17 protein-coding genes are annotated in these 18,155 nt (G+C 51.3%); 10 read left to right on the forward strand and 7 right to left on the reverse strand.

Going from position 1 to position 18,155, the window contains the following annotated elements:
* Positions 1-27: 27 nt before the first annotated feature.
* The 3 genes from DVH26_RS07480 to mtnK all read right to left on the reverse strand — a co-directional run bounded on the left by DVH26_RS07480 (position 28) and on the right by mtnK (position 4,543).
* A complete protein-coding gene (locus tag DVH26_RS07480) occupies positions 28-1,734 on the reverse strand; it encodes an efflux RND transporter periplasmic adaptor subunit (protein WP_239632808.1) in 1,707 nt (568 codons plus the stop codon).
* A gap of 396 nt (positions 1,735-2,130) precedes the next feature.
* A complete protein-coding gene (mtnA, locus tag DVH26_RS07485) occupies positions 2,131-3,216 on the reverse strand; it encodes an S-methyl-5-thioribose-1-phosphate isomerase (protein ID WP_239632811.1) in 1,086 nt (361 codons plus the stop codon).
* A gap of 121 nt (positions 3,217-3,337) precedes the next feature.
* Positions 3,338-4,543, reverse strand: coding sequence for an S-methyl-5-thioribose kinase (gene mtnK / locus DVH26_RS07490; protein ID WP_239632813.1), 1,206 nt, complete (start codon positions 4,541-4,543; stop codon positions 3,338-3,340).
* A 266-nt stretch (positions 4,544-4,809) separates the two neighbouring features.
* Here mtnK and DVH26_RS07495 point away from each other — a divergent pair, with 266 nt between their 5' ends.
* Together DVH26_RS07495 and DVH26_RS07500 are read left to right on the forward strand one after the other, a co-directional pair.
* A complete protein-coding gene (locus DVH26_RS07495) occupies positions 4,810-5,001 on the forward strand; it encodes a hypothetical protein (RefSeq protein ID WP_239632822.1) in 192 nt (63 codons plus the stop codon).
* 157 nt (positions 5,002-5,158) lie between these two features.
* Positions 5,159-6,802: an S-layer homology domain-containing protein gene (locus DVH26_RS07500; protein ID WP_239632824.1), complete on the forward strand. Its 1,644-nt coding sequence runs from the start codon at positions 5,159-5,161 to the stop codon at positions 6,800-6,802.
* Between the two features lie 65 nt (positions 6,803-6,867).
* Here DVH26_RS07500 and DVH26_RS07505 read toward each other — a convergent pair whose 3' ends face one another.
* Entirely contained in the window at positions 6,868-7,041 is a 174-nt protein-coding gene (locus DVH26_RS07505; RefSeq protein ID WP_239632826.1) for an asparagine synthase, read from the reverse strand.
* Between the two features lie 155 nt (positions 7,042-7,196).
* On the opposite strand from DVH26_RS07505, the gene DVH26_RS07510 reads away from it, so the two are divergent.
* The 7 genes from DVH26_RS07510 (at position 7,197) to DVH26_RS07540 (ending at position 14,525) form a co-directional block, all read left to right on the forward strand.
* Positions 7,197-7,781, forward strand: a complete 585-nt coding sequence (locus tag DVH26_RS07510; RefSeq protein WP_239632828.1) for a DUF1802 family protein — start codon at positions 7,197-7,199, stop codon at positions 7,779-7,781.
* Positions 7,782-7,959: 178 nt separating this feature from the next.
* On the forward strand, positions 7,960-8,790 hold the full coding sequence (gene sufC / locus DVH26_RS07515) for a Fe-S cluster assembly ATPase SufC (RefSeq protein ID WP_239632830.1): 831 nt from the start codon (positions 7,960-7,962) through the stop codon (positions 8,788-8,790).
* 29 nt (positions 8,791-8,819) lie between these two features.
* A complete protein-coding gene (gene sufD / locus DVH26_RS07520) occupies positions 8,820-10,124 on the forward strand; it encodes a Fe-S cluster assembly protein SufD (protein ID WP_239632832.1) in 1,305 nt (434 codons plus the stop codon).
* On the forward strand, positions 10,121-11,347 hold the full coding sequence (locus tag DVH26_RS07525) for a cysteine desulfurase (protein ID WP_239632834.1): 1,227 nt from the start codon (positions 10,121-10,123) through the stop codon (positions 11,345-11,347). The genes sufD and DVH26_RS07525 overlap by 4 nt, the downstream gene beginning before the upstream one ends.
* Complete coding sequence (gene sufU / locus DVH26_RS07530) at positions 11,334-11,762, forward strand: Fe-S cluster assembly sulfur transfer protein SufU (RefSeq protein WP_239632836.1); 429 nt, start codon at positions 11,334-11,336, stop codon at positions 11,760-11,762. Before DVH26_RS07525 ends, sufU begins: the two co-directional genes overlap by 14 nt.
* A 73-nt stretch (positions 11,763-11,835) precedes the next feature.
* On the forward strand, positions 11,836-13,233 hold the full coding sequence (sufB, locus tag DVH26_RS07535) for a Fe-S cluster assembly protein SufB (RefSeq protein ID WP_239632838.1): 1,398 nt from the start codon (positions 11,836-11,838) through the stop codon (positions 13,231-13,233).
* A 149-nt stretch (positions 13,234-13,382) separates the two neighbouring features.
* On the forward strand, positions 13,383-14,525 hold the full coding sequence (locus tag DVH26_RS07540) for a C40 family peptidase (protein ID WP_239632841.1): 1,143 nt from the start codon (positions 13,383-13,385) through the stop codon (positions 14,523-14,525).
* Positions 14,526-14,574: 49 nt separating this feature from the next.
* Here the strand turns inward: DVH26_RS07540 and DVH26_RS07545 are convergent, their stop codons facing one another.
* The 3 genes from DVH26_RS07545 to DVH26_RS37070 form a co-directional block, all read right to left on the reverse strand.
* Complete coding sequence (locus tag DVH26_RS07545; protein WP_239632843.1) at positions 14,575-15,627, reverse strand: HD-GYP domain-containing protein; 1,053 nt, start codon at positions 15,625-15,627, stop codon at positions 14,575-14,577.
* Positions 15,628-15,790: 163 nt separating this feature from the next.
* The gene (locus DVH26_RS07550) at positions 15,791-16,861 is read right to left on the reverse strand and encodes a ThiF family adenylyltransferase (protein WP_481857578.1); all 1,071 of its coding nucleotides are present in this window, start codon (positions 16,859-16,861) and stop codon (positions 15,791-15,793) included.
* A gap of 16 nt (positions 16,862-16,877) precedes the next feature.
* Positions 16,878-17,567: a molybdenum cofactor biosynthesis protein MoaE gene (locus tag DVH26_RS37070; protein ID WP_275590459.1), complete on the reverse strand. Its 690-nt coding sequence runs from the start codon at positions 17,565-17,567 to the stop codon at positions 16,878-16,880.
* Between the two features lie 115 nt (positions 17,568-17,682).
* Here DVH26_RS37070 and DVH26_RS07565 point away from each other — a divergent pair, with 115 nt between their 5' ends.
* Positions 17,683-18,138 carry a hypothetical protein gene (locus tag DVH26_RS07565; RefSeq protein ID WP_239632845.1) on the forward strand — a complete coding sequence of 152 codons (456 nt, stop codon included), beginning with the start codon at positions 17,683-17,685 and terminating at the stop codon, positions 18,136-18,138.
* Positions 18,139-18,155 lie beyond the last annotated feature (17 nt).

The raw sequence follows: 18,155 nt of genomic DNA on the forward strand, positions 1-18,155 counted from the left end.
TCCGGGTCCTCCTTTCCGCAACAGCCTCTAGCGGTTACCGCCGCCGCCGGCACCTCCGCCACCGCCTTGGAAGCCTCCGCCCCCGCCGCCGCTTGGCATTATGATCATACCGCCGCCTGCGCCGCCACCTGCACCTCCGCCATTTTGGAATTGCTGGCGAATCCGGTCGATGTCGGCTTGGGTTCCGTTTTGCTGGGATCTGCGGACAGGTACCGAGACCTTGTCGCCTTCCTTCAAGCCTTCGGTAACTTCGATAAAGGTTTTGTTGCGAATGCCGATCTTGATCTCATGCTTCTCTTCCTTCGTTCCGTCCGGGTTGACCAGCGTCACGTACCGTTTGCCTTGCTGCTGCTGCAGCGCTTCGATAGGAAGGAGCACGATGTCTTTTTTATCCTGAATGATGATTTCGGCGGTAGCCGTCATCCCGTTGCGAAGCTGTCCGTCGTTTTTGACCGAGATGCCGACATCGAAGAACGTAACGCCGTTCGTAGTCGTACCGACGGTGGACACCTGATTAACCTCGCCTTGGTATACTTTGTTCGAAATCGAGTCTACTTTGACCGTTGCCTTCATGCCGACCTTGACATTGGTCAAGTCAAGCTCATCGACCTGGATAGGCAGCTGCATATAGTCGAGGCTGGCTACGGCGCCAAGCTGTGTTTGGCCTTCGATCTTGGAGCCGGCCGGGTAGCTTGCCAGCACATTCGTTCTCTTATTGGCGAAATCGGTAGAGAAGACGCCGTCGAACGGAGCGGTAACGGTCAGCTGCTTCAGCTTATCCTGAAGATCGTTAATATTGATTTTTTGTCTTTCGATGGCCGCTTGCTTGTTCAAAATATCGTTTTGCAGCGAATCGTTAGTAATCGAGAGGAGGAGATCGCCTTTGTTTATGTAATTTCCCGTTTTGACAGGGAGTTCCCTGACAACGCCGCTTGCTCCCGATAACACGTTCTCAACCTTGATGAAGTCCAATGTCCCTTTGTCGTACGATTGAGCTGTTCTTCCTCCGAGAACGACGCTGCCCTTTACTTTCATCCCTGTGTTCAGCGTACCGTCGTTTTTCACGGTTACTTCGACATCCAGCAGCTTCGAGCCTGAGGAATCTCCTTTAGGCTGTTGGCCGATGGACTGCACGACAGCGGTTTTGGTCAAGTTAAATCCGTCTACGGCCAGATCGATCTGGTCACCTGTCTTGAGCTGAACCGCATCCTCCAGCAGGAAAGGAAGCTTGGTCGTCATCGAGGAAAGATCGGAGATCGTACCGACTCGTCCGTTCTTGCTAATATTGGAGCCGACATCGGTATTGGTAGGCAAAGTCAGCGTACCGCTGATCGGTGCATAAACTTTAAGATGATTCGTTTGCTCCTGCAGATCCGATAGATCCTTTTCCAGCTGCTGCAAATTCACCTGAGCCTCCTGCAGGTTGGCTTCCAGGCTAAGGTCGGACATTTCGAACAAAACGTCGCCTTTTTTGACCTGCTGGTTTCTTGTCAAATTCATCGTACGGATCGTTCCATCAACTGGGGCAATAATATTTTGCACATCCCGCGCTTCAAACTGTGACGTACCTGATACGGAAGAGGTAATGGCTCCTTTTTTAATTTCCGATACCTTTTCCTGGGCGGCAGCCGCGGGCTTTTTTGTCTCTTTGGACAAGTAATAGTAGGTGCCGCCTCCGGCCAAAGCTAGTCCGATAATGACGGCTATCCATTTTTTGCTGCTCAGTAAAGCCATTTCTTACTTCTCCTTTCATACGGTTCAGCGTATGCTTGCTGTTTTATTCACTTTAGCAACGGTTTGTGAAAGAAGTGTGAATCCAAGCTTAAAACAAGATTAATTGTTAAAAATAGCGAAGAAAGCGCATACATGAACCAATAAAGGAAAAAACGGGCGAATGTGCCCGTATTTCATTCATGGAGTGCAAAAATAGAAAACCTGACTCTCCTGTTGGAGAAGAGAATCAGGTTGTTCGTTTTTACTACATAGGAAAGTTTAAGCTCGGTAAAGCGATAAAGCGTACCGAAGATCTTTCCTATCGGCGATAAAACTTGCCATGCTTACGAAGCGAGTTTTGCTAAAGCAAAACTTAAGGTCGCTCATCCTCAAAGTACTCCGATAGGAGTGTTTTTCTCATTGCTCAGCGAACAGCTTCTGCAAATTTTCCTTAAAAGGCGCCCGTACGATGCCTTTCTCCGTTATGATTGCCGTCACGTACTCGTTAGGCGTCACGTCGAAAGCCGGGTTGTACACCTTGACTCCTTGCGGAGCCGTCCGTTTGCCGAAGCCTTGCGTAATCTCGTCTTCATGCCGCTCCTCGATCGGAATATCCGCTCCCGTAGGCGTGTTCAGGTCGATTGTGGAGATCGGGCAGGCGACGTAGAAAGGAATGCCGTGCGCTTTGGCCAGCACAGCGACGCTGTAGGTGCCGATCTTGTTGGCGACGTCGCCGTTCGCGGAGACGCGGTCCGTACCGACGATGACGGCCTGCACCCAGCCCTTGCTCATGATCGCGCCGGCCATGTTGTCGCAGATCAGCGTCACGTCGACGCCGGCCTGCTGCAGCTCCAGCGCCGTCAACCGCGCGCCCTGCAGCACCGGGCGCGTCTCATCGGCATACACCTTAAGGTGTATGCCGCGCTCCTGCGCCAAGTACATCGGCGCTGTCGCCGTGCCGTAGCGGGCGGTGGCCAGGCCGCCCGCGTTACAGTGCGTGAGGACGCCCATGCCGTCCTCGAACAAGGTCAGCGCGTGCTCGCCGATGAGGCGGCACGTCTCTTCATCCTCGCTCTGGATGAGCTTCGCTTCATCCAGGAGCGCCTGCTTCATCGCTTCCGGCTCGACAGCCGAGGAAGCGAGATCCTGGGCGCGCTGCTTCATCCGGTCCAGCGCCCAGAACAAATTGACCGCCGTCGGGCGCGACGTCGCGAGATAATCGCACTGCTTGACCGTTTCGGCAAGCAGCTGCTCGAGGCCTCCGCTCACGTGGCGGATGCCGAGGTACACCCCATAGGCCGCCGAGATGCCGATCGCCGGCGCCCCGCGTACCGCCATTTGCTTAATGGCGTCCCAAACCTGCTCCGAGGTGGTAAGCTCGAGGTAGACGATTTGGTCCGGCAGCAGGCGCTGATCCAGAAGATCCAGTTGGTTGTCCGCAGAATTCCAGCGGACCGACTGCAGCCAATCGGCTTGGGTCGGTTTGTTCTCCGATGTGCTCATGATTGTTGTCTCCTTTGGATATAGCATGAAAAATGCGTAAAACTTCAAATCGTAAAAGCGGGAACAGCGGGATCAAGAAGCTGAAGCCGACAGTCCCCGCTTGAAGGTGTCCTTGGGTTGCTTAGCGAACCGCTTTCCAGGCGATATCGATCAGCTCGTCGATAGACTTCGCTTTACGGTGATGCTTGATAAGCGACGTGCCGATCTGCAGGGCGATACGTTGTGCGCGTTCTTTGGCAGCGGCATCCTCCAGCTTGTTAATGTCCGCCACCTGAGCGAGACCGTGAACGCGGCGAACCGTCTTGCTGCCTGTATAGCCGAAGGTGTCTTGAAGCAGCTGCTGCATGTACCAGTCCTGATAGCCCGGCGTTTTGGACACGCGGTCAACTCCATGCTGATCCCACAAGCTGCGGAATTCGCGTTCGAACACTTGCCATGTATCGCGGATCGTTCCCGTCAAATATTCACGGTAGTCGGTTCGGGAGGCTTCGTCCTTGCTCCAGCCTTCTTGAGCGGCGAAGTTCAGCAGCAGGTTGGCGAACACGGCGCCGATATCGAAGCCCATAGGTCCGTAATAGGCGAACTCCGGATCGATCACCTTAGTGGAGTCCGGCTTGATGAAGATGCTTCCCGTATGCAAATCGCCATGCAGAAGCGCTTGCGCTTTGGTCAAAAAGCCGTTGCGCAAAATAGCCACTTCCAGGTGCAGCTCATGGTCGTTCCAGACCGCTTCCACCGCATCCTGAATAGCCGGAGGCACGTCATTCGTATCCGCGTTGCGGTACGGATCGTCAAATATAAGATCCTCCGTAATTTTGCACAAATCCGGGTTAATGAACTGCTGAACGCGGAGCTTTTTGTCCTGCTGGTTCATGCCCAAATCGGAAGTGTAGAACAGCGTATGGGCAAGAAAATGCCCGATATGTCCAGCGAACAGAGGATAGCGGTTGCCTTCGATCAATCCGCGGCGCATGATGACGTGATCGCTCAAATCTTCCATAACGGTCAGCGCCAAATCCTTTTCAAAGGTGAAAACATGCGGAACGAGATCAGGGCAGAGCGACTCCTGGATCATTAAAGCTTCGCTTTCGATTCTGGCGCGGTCGAGCGAGAGCGGCCAAGATTCCCCGACCACTTTGGCGTAAGGAAGCGCCTGTTTCAGGATAATGCTTTTGCCGGTGGACGGCTCTGTAATATGAAATACAAGGTTCAAGTTGCCGTCGCCGATTTCACGGCTCGTCAGCTCGCTTCCGGCTGTGAACAAATTCGGAATGCCTCTTGCGTATTCCACCGCTTCAGCTTCGGTCAATGCGTGATATGAAGACATGGATGGATTTCCTCCTTAGAATAGAATGAAGCAAAACTCGGCTTTCTCAGCCATTGTACATAGTCCGTTAAACTATCACCCCATAGTATAGCAAATTGTAGGCGGTTGGAATAGAGTTCGCTTCGGATAATTCACCGCAAATTCATCGGAATTATTTGTATTAGTTCTGCAGCCGTTTTTACAAAACCTTCACATCCCGATAATGTGCCCTTAATATGGCATCGTTACTATAATGGTAACTTGTCACTTCGGGAGGTTGACCGGCTTTGCAAATCGTGACCAAACTTTTATTCGCGGCTTTATCGCTATGTATCGTGCTGGCCCTCGGGATGCTATCGGAGCCTGCTCCGTCGCCTGTCGCGTCCAATCCCATGAAATCCAACCAGCAGCAATATGATAGAGTACATGAAGCACCGCTTATGGCGAAGCAAACGGGTACCGTTATAGATGGAAAATAAAGCCGTTGTACAGACGGCCTGATGCAGATGGATCATATAATCGGAAATTAGCAGAAGCACTCCTAGTGGGGCGCTTCTTTTTGTTGTCCGGATATTGGACAAATGATAAGACGGGAAATGGAAATAATTTCAAAACATAGAAGATGGAGGTTTACTCGTGGGGAACAAATTCATGCTTACCTTGCTTGTCGGATTAAGCGCGGCGCTGTGTTTGCCGGCAGCAGCTTCCGCAGATGTGATCAAGTATGACCTTCCTGCAAGGTCAAAGGAACAAATTAAAGCAAAATGGAGGGCATACAGCCCGAACCAGTTTCAAGGTGAGCCTTATGCTGAGAAGCCTGTGTTAACGGTTCCTTTCAAGGCCGGCCGCATAGCTCCTTCCTATTTGCAGGGCGGGGTGGCGAGAGCGAATTGGTACCGGTTTCTTAGCGGACTTCCGGAAGATTTGGAGCTGTCGGAAGAGCTGTCGGAGTCGGCTCAGCATGCAGCCGTAGTTACAGCTGCGACTTACGGCACAACCTTTCCTATAAAATACGCTCCCGATGAGATGAAAGACGGATTTTACAAAATGGCCAACCGGCTGGCCGACAGGAGCCAATTCATTTGGACTAACGACACGATGCCGAATCTGCTAGCAACCTCGGTTGACTATTATATGGATACTTCGGACATGTTGGCTAAAGAGCCTAATGCACAGAAAGTGACCTCAGGGGTTCCTTTGCAGATTTTGAATCCGAAATTAAAGAAAATAGGTTTGGGGCTTGCTCCGGGTGAAGGCTTCAGATCGTATTCCGTTCTCTTTCTAGAGGATGACAGCCGCAACGCGGACTTCCGATATTCCTATATTTCATATCCTTCGCCGGGACATTTTCCTGCCGATCTGTTCCGGAACGACCAATCTTGGGCCATCCTGCTGAACTCATCACTGTTTCAACGGCCCATCCGACTTAACATCGAGCTGAAACGTCATTCCGATCAAAAAACATGGACTTTGAGGGAAGGGACATTAATTCTGGATCAACAGCTAATTGACGAAGCGTCCGGTACACAGCGCATCATGTTCAAACCGCGAGACTTGGATCCGATAAAAGAGGATGATACATTTACCGTCAAGGTAACCGGTCTTACAAAAGCGGACAAGGACGAAGCGGAGCTTAGCTACGACGTTCAGTTTTTCTATATCAACCGCCCGGCAGGCGAGCAAAATCCAGAATCCGCGGAACCGCCGAAGCCGGATGAAGCCGGGAGTGGAGCATCCAAACCGGAAACAAGCGGCAATCCGGGCACTGCCAAGCCCGGACCTTCCGTGAACCCGCCTGCGCCTGTAACGTTCAGCGATACGAAAGGGCACTGGGCCGAGGAGACGATACGATGGGGTGCGGAGAATAAGGTTGTCGACGGGTATCCGGACGGCACATTTCGCCCTGACCTCCAAGTAAGCGAAGAGGATTTTCTAAGAATGCTCTTAAAAACGTCAGGCGATGGAAACAACTCTGTTGATGAGCGTACAGAGACGGACCGTCTGTATGAAATCGCTGTGAAGAACAAGCTTCCTGTGAATGGAGCGAATGATGGATTGGTTCGCAAAGCGGCCATTACGCGGGAGAAAGTCGCCGAGCTGATAGCGGCAGCTACCGGCAATCCGGCCTTGAAGGATGAAGCCGTTGTCTACGTGTTGGCAAAAGCCTATGCGACCGGGAGAAGAGGGGCCGATGTCGATGGGTATGCCGGGCAGGAGCCTTTGACAAGAGCCGAGGCGCTCCAGTTTATTAAAAATTTGCACGATCAGCGGTCACCGTAACTGGAGGCATCTTTATAATAAGCTTAAGCAAAAACCCTGGCGGTATGCCGCCAGGGTTTTTGCATTTAATACATTTTGCCGTTTCTGCGGTGCTCGACCAGGTCGATGGCACCCAGCACGACATGTGCGAGGCCGAATCCGGCGACTGCAGCGGCAGCCATCGGATATTTGCCTCTCAGCGCAACACCCGAAGCCGTAACGGCCGTACCCAAAACAGCAGGAATGATTCCTTCTCTCATTGTTCATCCTCCTAGTATGTGAGTTATGTGCACGCACCTTTAGAATCGGCTTTTTGTGTCGTTTTATGACTGCCAACTGTTGCTTGATATTGAACATCATTTTATAATAAGTGTTTTAGGGATTAAACTCGGAGTTTGAAGGAAAGGATGGGATAATGGTGCAGACAATCCCTGTTGCTTTGAAAGAATGGGCTGTCGCCATCGAAGCGCTTCGGAGCGGCCGTCAGATCCTGATCATGCGCAAGGGCGGTATCCGTGAGGAAACCAAAGATTTTCAGGTGGAGAGCGACAGCTTCTATTTATTTCCTACATATGAGCATCAGAAAAAGCAGCTGCTTCAGCCGGAGTATGAATCCGATCTGGACAAGACACTGGAGAACTGGAGCGCTGAGGATACGGAGGTGACCATCCGCTGTTACGCCGAGCTTGCGGAAGACATTCTCATTGAACATAAGGAACAATTGGACCGGCTGTCGGGACTTCATATATGGACGGACACCTTTGCCGAGGAAAGATTGAAATGGAAGCGGACCAAGCCGCTGCACTTGATGCTGCTGAGGGTTTACGAGCTGGACGAACCGGTCAGCCTTCCTATTAAACCTGATTATATCGGCTGCAAATCATGGATCGGGCTGGAGAGCGAGGCGTTAAGTCATACCGGACGGAAGCCGGTATTGGACGATGAGGCTTTCAGGAAGGCCGTGCAAAGCGTAAAATCGGCATTGTCCCAAAATGAATAAGAGTTAACTTTTTAAACAAAGATGTTTAAAAAATATGCCTTTTGGGACTTTATTGATTTGCTTCATTACGATATAATATAGTAACATTGAGAATCATTGATAATCAGTTTAGAATGATTATTAATAAAAAAGAATTACAATATTGAACGATTTATTTCAAAATGGAGGCAGAATAACAATGGCAAATGCACCGGAATTTATTATAGACGGTTTGAAAGCGACTGTCGAAGGCAAAGAGATTTTGAAAGGCTTGAGCCTGACGATCAAGGGCGGCGAAGTTCATGCGATCATGGGACCGAACGGTACAGGGAAAAGTACATTGGCCTCTACTATCATGGGCCATCCAAAATATGAAGTAACGGAAGGCGCAGTTTCTTTGAACGGTGAAGACGTGCTGGAGATGGCGGTTGACGAGAGAGCTAGAGCAGGCCTGTTCCTTGCTATGCAATACCCAAGCGAAATCGCCGGCGTAACGAACGCCGACTTCCTGCGCAGCGCTATCAATGCACGCCGCGGCGAAGGCAACGAAATCTCCTTGATCAAGTTCATCCGCCAAATGGAAGGCAAGATGAAAGAGCTGGAAATGAACCCTGAGTTCATGCACCGTTATTTGAATGAAGGCTTCTCCGGCGGGGAGAAAAAGCGTAACGAAATCTTGCAAATGATGTTGCTCGATCCAAGCATCGTTATTTTGGACGAGATCGACTCCGGTCTTGACATCGACGCATTGCGGATCGTTGCTACCGGCGTTAACGCTATGCGTTCCGAAGATCGCGGCTTCCTGATCATCACTCACTACCAGCGTTTGCTGAACTATATCACACCTGACTTCGTACACGTTATGATGCAAGGACGCATCGTGAAATCCGGCGGTCCTGAATTGGCTCAGCGTCTGGAGAACGAGGGCTACGACTGGATCAAGGAAGAGCTGGGCATTGTCGACGAGACGGTGGGACAGGAAGAAGAAGAATTCAAAGTTCCAATGAACACGACAGCTCCGAAATACTAATAAAATAATCGATGACGGAGGAATTACTCATGAGTACACAAACTATTCTTCCAATCGATCGGCAAGCCATCGTGGAGCTGTCCCAATCGAGACAAGAGCCTGAATGGATGACCAATCTTCGCGCCGAGGCGCTGGAGTTGGCAGGATCGTTGGAATTACCGAAGCTGGAAAAAACGCGAATCGACCGTTGGAATCTTCGTTCTTACGGAAGCTATAAGCAAGAAGCCGCATTAAGCAGTCTTGCGCAGCTTCCCGAATCGGCCAAAGTGCTGCTGCAGGACGAAAATGCAGAAAATTTGCTGGTGCAAAAAAACGCTGGCATAGTGTATCACAAAGCTTCCGAGCAGCTCGAGAAGCAAGGCGTCATTTTCACAAGTCTCGAAGAGGCTTTGACGAAGCATGCCGATTTGGTAAAACCTTATTTCGGAACGGTGGTAGGCAAAGACGAGAATTTGCTGACAGCTCTTCATACAGCGGTATGGAGCGGCGGCGTGTTCTTGTATGTGCCGAAGAACGTTCAGGTTGAGGTTCCGGTTCAAGCCTTGTTCTTGACCGACGACTCCGAAGCGAGCTTCTCTCCTCACGTGCTTATCGTGGCGGAACAAAACTCTTCGGTAACCTACGTTGATAATTTCGTGTCTGAAGGCGACCTGAATCAATTGGTGCTGAACGGCATTGCGGAAGTTGTTGTGAAGGCTGGGGCTACGGTTAACTTTGCATCCGTTCATAATTTGAACAACACCATTACGGACCTGACTTACCGTCGCGCCGTTGTGGAAAATGATGCAATGATTAATTGGGTTATCGGCGAAATGAACTACGGGAATGCTATGTCGGATACCACTTCGGTACTGAAGGGTAACGGCTCCAATTCCGATGCCAAGATCATTTGCGTAGGCACAAACGATCAGAAGCTGAACGTAACGACTCGCGCCGTTCATTTCGGCAAAAGCTCTACGAGCGGCATGATTACACGTGCGGTTATGCGTGATGAGTCGACAGCGATCATTAACGGGATTACGAAGATTGAGAAAGGGGCTACAGGCGCAAACGGCGAGCAAACGGAGAAGGTGCTTATGCTTAGCCCGAAAGCCCGCGGAGACGCCAATCCGATTCTTCTAATCGATGAAGATGACGTTAAGGCAGGACATGCTGCGAGCGTAGGGCAAGTGAACCCGGAACAAATTCACTATTTGATGTCCCGCGGTATTACCCGTGAGGAAGCTCAACGTCTAGTCATTTACGGCTTCCTGGCTCCAGTTGTTTCGGAAATTCCTATGGAGAAGGTTCAGTCCCAGCTGCAAAGCCTGGTAGAAAGGAAGCTCGGACAATGAATACGTCGGAGATAAGGAAACTATTCCCCATTTTGCATCAGGAAGTCAATGGTCATCCGTTAGTTTATTTGGATTCGGCGGCTACTTCGCAAAAACCGGTATCCGTAATTGAAGCGGTAAAGCATTACTACGAGTGGGATAACGCCAACGTGCATCGCGGTGTTCATACGCTCGGCTCCCGTGCTACGGATGCTTATGAAGGTGCCAGAGAGAAGGTTGCCAAATTTATCAATGCGAAGTCGGCGGAGGAAATTATTTTCACCCGCGGCACGACCAGCGCGCTGAATTTGGTGGCATCGAGCTTTGCACGCTCCGCATGCGGCGAGGGAGACGAAATCGTCCTTACTCCGATGGAGCACCACAGCAATCTCATACCATGGCAGCAAGCGGCCAAAGCGACCGGTGCTGTCTTGAAATATATTCCACTGCAGCCGGACGGATCCATCCGTCTGGAGGATGTGGAGCAAACTATTACCGACAAGACAAAAGTCGTGGCCATAACCTATGTTTCCAACGTTCTCGGAGTTATTAATCCGATCAAGGAGATCGCGGCTATCGCTCATCGTCACGGCGCCAAGCTGGTTGTCGACGGTGCGCAAAGCACGCCTCACAAGAAAGTGGACGTACAGGATCTGGATTGCGATTTCTATGCGTTGTCGGGTCACAAAATGTGCGCTCCTACAGGCATCGGCGCCTTGTACGGCAAAAAAGCGCTGCTTGAGCAAATGGAGCCTGTAGAGTTCGGCGGAGAAATGATCGATCATGTGGACTTGTATGAGTCGACATGGAAGGAGCTCCCTTGGAAGTTCGAAGGCGGCACTCCGATTATTGCCGGAGCGGTTGGACTTGGAGCGGCCATCGATTTTCTGGAGAGCATCGGTATGGACGAAATTTTCCGTCATGAGCAGCAGCTTACCGCTTACGCGATCGACCGCATGTCGCAAATCGAAGATTTAACGATTTACGGTCCTCGGACTAACCGTGCCGGAACCGTAACGTTTAATTTGGGGGATGTTCATCCTCACGATGTGGCGACGGTTCTCGATGCGGACGGTGTCGCTGTTCGTGCCGGACATCATTGCTGCCAGCCGTTGATGCGTTGGTTGAACGTATCGGCTACGGCCCGCGCCAGCTTCTATCTATACAATACAGAAGATGACATTGACCGGTTGGTGGCTTCACTAATCAAAACAAAGGAGTACTTCGGTCATGCAATTGGATGATTTATACCGCAGAGTCATTATGGATCATTATAAAAATCCGCGCAACCGCGGTACGTTCGATGATGAAGCCGTTACTATCGACTTGAACAATCCTACGTGCGGCGACAAAATTCAGCTGCAAATGCAGGTGGAGGACGGCAAGGTGAAAGCTGCCAAATTCGTCGGAGAAGGCTGCTCGATCAGCCTTTCCTCTGCTTCGATGATGACCGACGCCGTCAAGGGCAAAACGCTGGAAGAAGCTTTTGCTATGGCGGAGAAATTTTCCGGTCTGATGAAGGGCGAAGCCGTGGAGTTTGAATATGAAGATATCGAGGCTCTTTCCGGAGTGAATAAGTTTCCTGCCCGCATCAAGTGTGCTACACTGGCATGGAATGCGCTTCGCAAAGGGATCGAACAGGCAAATACGAAACAATAACATAATCGAAAGCCGGAACAGACTGCATAAGCAGTGCTGCTCCGGACTTTTCACTTAAGGAGGTTGGCGAACCATGGCTAAGAAAATGCCGGAAATGGAAGATTATAAATATGGCTTTCGCGACGAGCATAAAGCGGTATTCCAAACGGGAAAAGGGTTAACCCGCGAAATCGTTGCCGAAATTTCCAAAATGAAGGGCGAGCCGGAATGGATGCTCGATTTTCGCCTGAAATCGTTGGAGCAGTTCGAGAAAATGGCTATGCCTCGTTGGGGCGGCAATTTGGACGATCTGGATTTCAACGATATCCAGTACTATGTAAAGCCATCCGAGAAGCAAGGTAAGACGTGGGAAGAGGTTCCTACGGAAATTAAAGAAACGTTCGACAAGCTTGGTATTCCGGAAGCGGAGCAAAAGTTTTTGGCCGGCGTATCCGCGCAATACGAATCCGAGGTTGTTTACCACAGTATGCAAAAGGATCTTGAAGAGCAGGGCGTTATCTTCACCGATACCGATACGGCTCTTAGAGAATATCCTGAGCTGTTCAGAGAATATTTCGGAACGGTTGTTCCTCCAAGCGATAACAAGTTCGCGGCATTGAACAGCGCAGTATGGTCCGGAGGCAGCTTTATCTACGTGCCGAAAGGCGTCAAAGTGGAAATTCCGCTGCAAGCTTATTTCCGCATCAACTCCGAGAACATGGGTCAGTTCGAGCGTACGCTGATCATTACGGACGAAGACAGCTTCGTACACTATGTCGAAGGCTGTACAGCTCCTATTTACAGCACGAACTCGCTGCACAGTGCGGTCGTAGAGATCATTTGTAAGAAAAACTCCCGTGCCCGTTATACGACGATTCAAAACTGGGCGCCTAACATTTACAACCTCGTTACCAAGCGTGCGGTTGCCGAAGAAAATGCAACTATGGAATGGGTTGACGGCAATATCGGCTCCAAGCTGACGATGAAATATCCGGCTGTTGTGTTGAAAGGCCGCGGAGCTAAAGGCATGGTGCTTTCCATCGCTGTTGCCGGCCGTGGACAGCATCAGGATGCAGGCGCGAAGATGACGCACCTGGCGCCTGATACGACTTCCACGATCGTCTCCAAGTCGATCAGTAAGCACGGCGGTAAAGTAACGTACCGCGGCTTGGCTTCCTTCGGACGCAATTCCGCAGGCTCCAAAGCGAATATCAAGTGCGATACGCTGATCATGGATAAGGAATCCACTTCGGATACCATTCCTTACAACGAAATCATGAACGACAACATTACGTTGGAGCACGAAGCTACCGTATCCAAAGTATCCGAGGATCAGCTGTTCTATCTGATGAGCCGCGGTCTGACGGAAGCGGAAGCGACTCAAATGATCGTTATGGGCTTTATCGAGCCGTTCACGAAAGAGCTGCCGATGGAGTACGCGGTAGAGATGAACCGACTGATCAAGTTCGAGATGGAAGGCTCCATCGGTTAATAGCATTTGACATAAGCACGGCACTTTCCCTTGGGAGAGGCCGTGTTTTTTTGCAATTTTAGCGTGTTTTCCAGCTTTCACATGGTATAGGTCTGCCTCCGTTTCCTCATATTATGACGTGAGGATTAGGATGGGAGGACCACAGTCTGATGAGATTATACGGAAAAAAGCGGGCTCTAGGCATACTTGTCTTGTCATGTACGGCTGTTATGATAAGCGCGGCTGTCGCTGGATGTACTGCGCGGAAGGATGCCATCGAGCAGCCGCCGAAAAGCGCTTCTCTGCAATATACCGGCGACCGGACTGCGGCGGGGAATGAGGGGCGAATCGGCGAGTTTATCCCGGTACACATATGGGATGGGAAAGAGTATGTGACGGGGAACGACCTGGCACGTAGTTTGGCATATCGAACGCATTGGGATGCGATACATAGCAAATTTGCGATGGGAGATTATGATGCGGCTTTCGTATGGACGGTGGACTCGGTACAAGCGGAGAAGGGAGGCGGAATCGTAACCCTCGCCGAACCTCCCGTATTAATGAATTCACTGTTCTATATTCCGGTTTCGGCATTACCCCTTATGTTTCAAGATGAATTGAGCTTTGAACGCAAAGGCGAAGGGATCCTATTTCATTCAACGGAAGACACATCTGAGCAGAAAGCGGATACGCGGGAGGCGGCTTTGAATCCGGATTGGGATTTTGCTGACGATCCGGGCGATCCCTTCAAAGAAGCGGAGGAGAGCACGGTAATGGCCGGAGAGTGGGCGATTAGCGATCCGCTGCCTTCATCGGAAGCTGCAGAGGGGACAGAGAGAGCGGGCTATGCCCTAACCCCGTCTCGCCACATGGAAGGGAGCAGAGCCATTACTGCCGCTTCCCGGTTAACCAATATGAATGAGCTTGTTGCCGATGCGAAGCGGTATCTAGGGACAGGCTTTGCCTTCGCTGCCCCGCCCTATCCGGAATCCGGCCAATTTGACTGCTCCTCGTTTACTCAATACGTTTATGCACGTCATAGTCTTTCGTTGGCTGATTCCGCCAGGGGACAAGCGGTTCAAGGAGAGGAAGTGAGTAGAGAACGGTTAAGAAAAGGCGACTTGCTGTTTTTTCATGTACCGGGGCGATATCGGGCGGCTCATACGATCGGTCATGTAGGGATTTATGCCGGAAACGGGCAGATGCTCCACGCGGCGCCTTCTCCTGAGCAAGGTGTGCAAATCACGGACATTCGTACGCCATATTGGAAACAGACGTTTGTCAAGGCGGTAAGGGTGGCAAATCGGAAGTAAAACAACAATGAGCCTTGCTCCTTATGGAAGGAAAGGCTCATTATGCTTGTTAACGCATGTATATTTCCTGAATCTCCAGCTCGTGATGATCGGATAAATTGATAAATTGGTTATTGATTTGAATCAACGGTCTAAAAAAGTCGGTAGGATGAGTCATGATTATGATACCGCTTTCACCGGTGTTCAACAAAACTTTTTTCCCGATAAAATTCGGTATCATATGACGGATGAATACTTGGGTGATCTTCGCATCCAGCTTGCCGAAGCTCAACTGATGCAATTCTTTCAGCACTCGCAACAGATCCTGCTTTTGCTGATAAACTCTGTTGGAAATCATCGCACTGTAAATATCGGCGACGGCAACGATTTTGGAAAACGGATGAATGTCTTGGCTGCGCAGAGCGTTCGGATAGCCGGATCCGTCCAGACGTTCGTGATGCTGCAGGGCAACCAGGGCAATGGGCTCGGGAAGCTGCGACTTCATTATCATCTCGTAACCGTATTCGGTATGCCGTTTCACTTGAGAGAACTCGTCTGCCGTTAATCGGCCGGGCTTTTGGAGAAGATTATTGTCGATGCGGCTCTTCCCGATATCATGCAAGTATCCGGCTTTTCCTACGAATACCGCTTCTTCCTCCGATTTCCCCATCCATTTGGCAATGTAATATGAAATCATGCCAACCTGTACGCTATGCTGGTACGTATAGTCATCTTTATTGTTCAAGGTAAGCAGTAAGGATACGACGTCTTTTTCCTGCTCGATATGATTAGCCAGCGGAGCGAAGCTTTGATCGACAAGCTCTTTGCTGATTTTGCCCTCTTGCAGCATTTGTTGGAACAATAGCTTGATGCCGCCGACCGCTTCTTCATAGGTTCTTGCTGTTTCGTTCTCTTGCGGGATCGCAGCTGCGGGCTTCTCCTCGGGAGATTTACCGTCATAACGAAGCATAATATCTACATAGTCGATGTCGTGCCGCTGCAGTTTATCGATATCGTCCGCATTTAATACGGTATTTGCAGAAACGACCAGAAGCCCGTTCCAATTAAACACGTCTGAACCGGTGCGATCCCCGACCTTTAAATCCATAACTGAAAATCTCAAGCCGTTTCCTCCCAACTTTCTTCATCTGCTTAACGCGTTAAACAAAATAGTAATTTCATGTTACCAAGAATGCATTATATTGGCAACAGATAACCCGGGATTTTGTCGAAAAGATGGGAGGAAAGGCCCAGTTTTATAATGGGTTTAATCTATTTTATATCCGTTACATCCCGATATAACGGCTGTACAGACTTTTGGCCGCTACCGGGTCATCGGTGCCCTGAACCATCAGCCGACCGTCGGAAAACAAAACAAGGGTCAGCGTATCGGTAGGATGGAACTTCAGCAGGAACGGATTCAGCTCCACCCGGCCGAGCGGTCTCCATTTGTCCGCCCATTCGGACAATACGAAGGCTGCGGGTTCAACCGGCTGGATTTGCACCGAGTTTCTGCCGCACAAGGTTTGAATCGTATCCTCAGCCGCTTCCTGCTGCAGGTATTCGTACCTGCCCTGTCCGCACGCAGGACAGTCGGCTTTGCGGGCCTTGCTTACGTCGACCGCGGCGTGCTGGTTGTACCATAAGTCCCAGTGAACCATCTTGCGGTTCAATTGGGCGTGCGCTCCAACCAGCAGCTTGAACGCTTCGGTCGCCTGATGCGAGGCGACCGTATGAATGATCGGCCCGATGACGCCGGCCGTATCGCACGTTTCGGTCGTTCCCTGAGCAGGCGCCTGCCCGAACATGCAGCGCAGGCAGGGCGTTTCGCCGGGAACGACGGTCATGGAAACGCCGCGGGAGCTGACCGCGCCGCCGTAAATCCACGGGATGCCGTGCTTCAGGCTCACGTCATTGATCAGAAAGCGGACGGCGAAGTTGTCCGTGCCGTCCAGAATAAGATCGACATCCGTAAGCAGCGTCTCCGCGTTGGCGGGATGCAGGTCGGCCACCACCGGTTCCAGCGTAACCAGTGAATTGGCCTGCTGCAGCCTTCTGGCTGCGGCCATCGCTTTCGGCTCCGATGAAGCGGCATCGGCTTCGTCGTACAGCATTTGGCGCTGCAGGTTGCTCGCCTCCACGAAGTCGCGGTCGATCAACCGGACGAAGCCGACGCCGGCCCGTACCATATGGTTGGCCAGTACGGTGCCGAGAGCGCCCATCCCTACGATGGCCACCCGCGATTGCATAAGCTTGGCTTGGCCCTGCTCGCCGATCGGGGCGAAGAGCAGCTGGCGGGAGTAGCGTTCCATAGCTGCAGGGGCGTCAAAAGCGTGATGTTGTTCCGAATGCTCCATCTGTCTAGATTCTCCTTTATGTCAGGGGGTTCCACGGACCTAATTGATGTCCCTTCCATTCGGAACCGTCCTCCCAAATTTCTTTTTTCCATATCGGCACGATTTGCTTGAGCCGTTCGATGGCATACCGGCTTGCCTCGTATACCGCGTCGCGGTGAGGCGAAGACACAGCAATAACGACGCTGATCTCGCCGATATCGACTTTTCCCAGACGATGGGTAATGGCGCAGAGCGTGCCGTTCCAGCGCTCGGCAATTTCGCCGACGATTTGCTCCATCGTCTTGAGGGCCATCGGCTCGTAAGCTTCATATTCAAGCAGGCATGTCCGTTTGCCATGCGTCCATTCGCGCGTCGTGCCTGTAAAGGTCAAGGCTGCGCCATGATGGGGGTGCAGCACCTTCGACGTGACCGATTCGACGGAAATCGGATCATAGGTGATCTCGACGCGGGCAGGCTGGCCTCCCGAGACGGGAGGGATGATGGCGATCTCGTCCCGTTCGCCGATGATCTGATCGTCCGCAGCATAACTGTGGTTCACGGCCACGAAAGCTTGCTCGAGCGACCCTGCGGCTTGCGGGTACAGCTCCATAAGCCGCTGCTTAAGCAGCGGCGGCGTTAACGGAGTGGCAGCGTCCCACTCCATAGCAAGAACCGCTCCGCCCAATTGCTCGGCCAGACCGGCAAAAATGTACAGCTGCAGTTTCATTTTCTTCACTCCATCGTTTTATTACAGCATACCATAATTTTAGCGGAAAATGGTATAATAGAGGGCGGCTGGACAACGGAGGGAATGAATCCAATTTGGGACTGGAGGGATTATAATGAAAATTAATATCTACGACGATCTTATCGGCTACGAGCAATGTTCTGTAGCGGAGATGAGTGAGCTTGCCCCGGTGCATCTGTCATTGGACGAGCGGGTGCCGGGAGTGCCGGGACGGGCTTTCGAATTGAAATCGTGGCATCGGGCATGGAAGCAGCGGCATGAAACGGACGAGTCTCGCGAGCCTGTGATAATGAAGGTCGAGGCTGTTGACGAGTTTCAAGCTGCCATTCCGTGGGAGCAATTGAACAAGGCGGTGTTCCTGTACGAGCTGGACGGGAAGCCGCTGCAAAAAGGATTTCCAATACGTCTCTATGTACCGGATGGCAGCAGCGAATGCCTGAATGTAAAAAGCGTCGTGACTATCCGTTTTCTCTACGCAGGAGCTGCCGGGGAAGCGACATACGGTTTCAAAAACAGCGTGCCCATAGAGGACCTGAGGCGGAAAAAATAGACGGATACGTGCAGAGG

The sequence above is a fragment of the Paenibacillus sp. H1-7 genome (assembly GCF_022354825.1).
Lineage (GTDB): Bacteria > Bacillota > Bacilli > Paenibacillales > NBRC-103111 > Paenibacillus_S.

What these genes read in the sequence shown, in the direction of transcription:
- DVH26_RS37070 (WP_275590459.1), bottom strand. Translation starts at nt 17,567, where the DNA reads ATGAAACTGCAGCTGTACATTTTTGCCGGTCTGGCCGAGCAATTGGGC.
- DVH26_RS07565 (WP_239632845.1), top strand. Translation starts at nt 17,683, where the DNA reads ATGAAAATTAATATCTACGACGATCTTATCGGCTACGAGCAATGTTCT.
- mtnA (WP_239632811.1), bottom strand. Translation starts at nt 3,216, where the DNA reads ATGAGCACATCGGAGAACAAACCGACCCAAGCCGATTGGCTGCAGTCG.
- DVH26_RS07525 (WP_239632834.1), top strand. Translation starts at nt 10,121, where the DNA reads ATGAATACGTCGGAGATAAGGAAACTATTCCCCATTTTGCATCAGGAA.
- sufD (WP_239632832.1), top strand. Translation starts at nt 8,820, where the DNA reads ATGAGTACACAAACTATTCTTCCAATCGATCGGCAAGCCATCGTGGAG.
- DVH26_RS07540 (WP_239632841.1), top strand. Translation starts at nt 13,383, where the DNA reads ATGAGATTATACGGAAAAAAGCGGGCTCTAGGCATACTTGTCTTGTCA.
- DVH26_RS07505 (WP_239632826.1), bottom strand. Translation starts at nt 7,041, where the DNA reads ATGAGAGAAGGAATCATTCCTGCTGTTTTGGGTACGGCCGTTACGGCT.
- sufB (WP_239632838.1), top strand. Translation starts at nt 11,836, where the DNA reads ATGGCTAAGAAAATGCCGGAAATGGAAGATTATAAATATGGCTTTCGC.
- DVH26_RS07510 (WP_239632828.1), top strand. Translation starts at nt 7,197, where the DNA reads ATGGTGCAGACAATCCCTGTTGCTTTGAAAGAATGGGCTGTCGCCATC.
- sufU (WP_239632836.1), top strand. Translation starts at nt 11,334, where the DNA reads ATGCAATTGGATGATTTATACCGCAGAGTCATTATGGATCATTATAAA.
- sufC (WP_239632830.1), top strand. Translation starts at nt 7,960, where the DNA reads ATGGCAAATGCACCGGAATTTATTATAGACGGTTTGAAAGCGACTGTC.
- mtnK (WP_239632813.1), bottom strand. Translation starts at nt 4,543, where the DNA reads ATGTCTTCATATCACGCATTGACCGAAGCTGAAGCGGTGGAATACGCA.
- DVH26_RS07480 (WP_239632808.1), bottom strand. Translation starts at nt 1,734, where the DNA reads ATGGCTTTACTGAGCAGCAAAAAATGGATAGCCGTCATTATCGGACTA.
- DVH26_RS07550 (WP_481857578.1), bottom strand. Translation starts at nt 16,861, where the DNA reads ATGGAGCATTCGGAACAACATCACGCTTTTGACGCCCCTGCAGCTATG.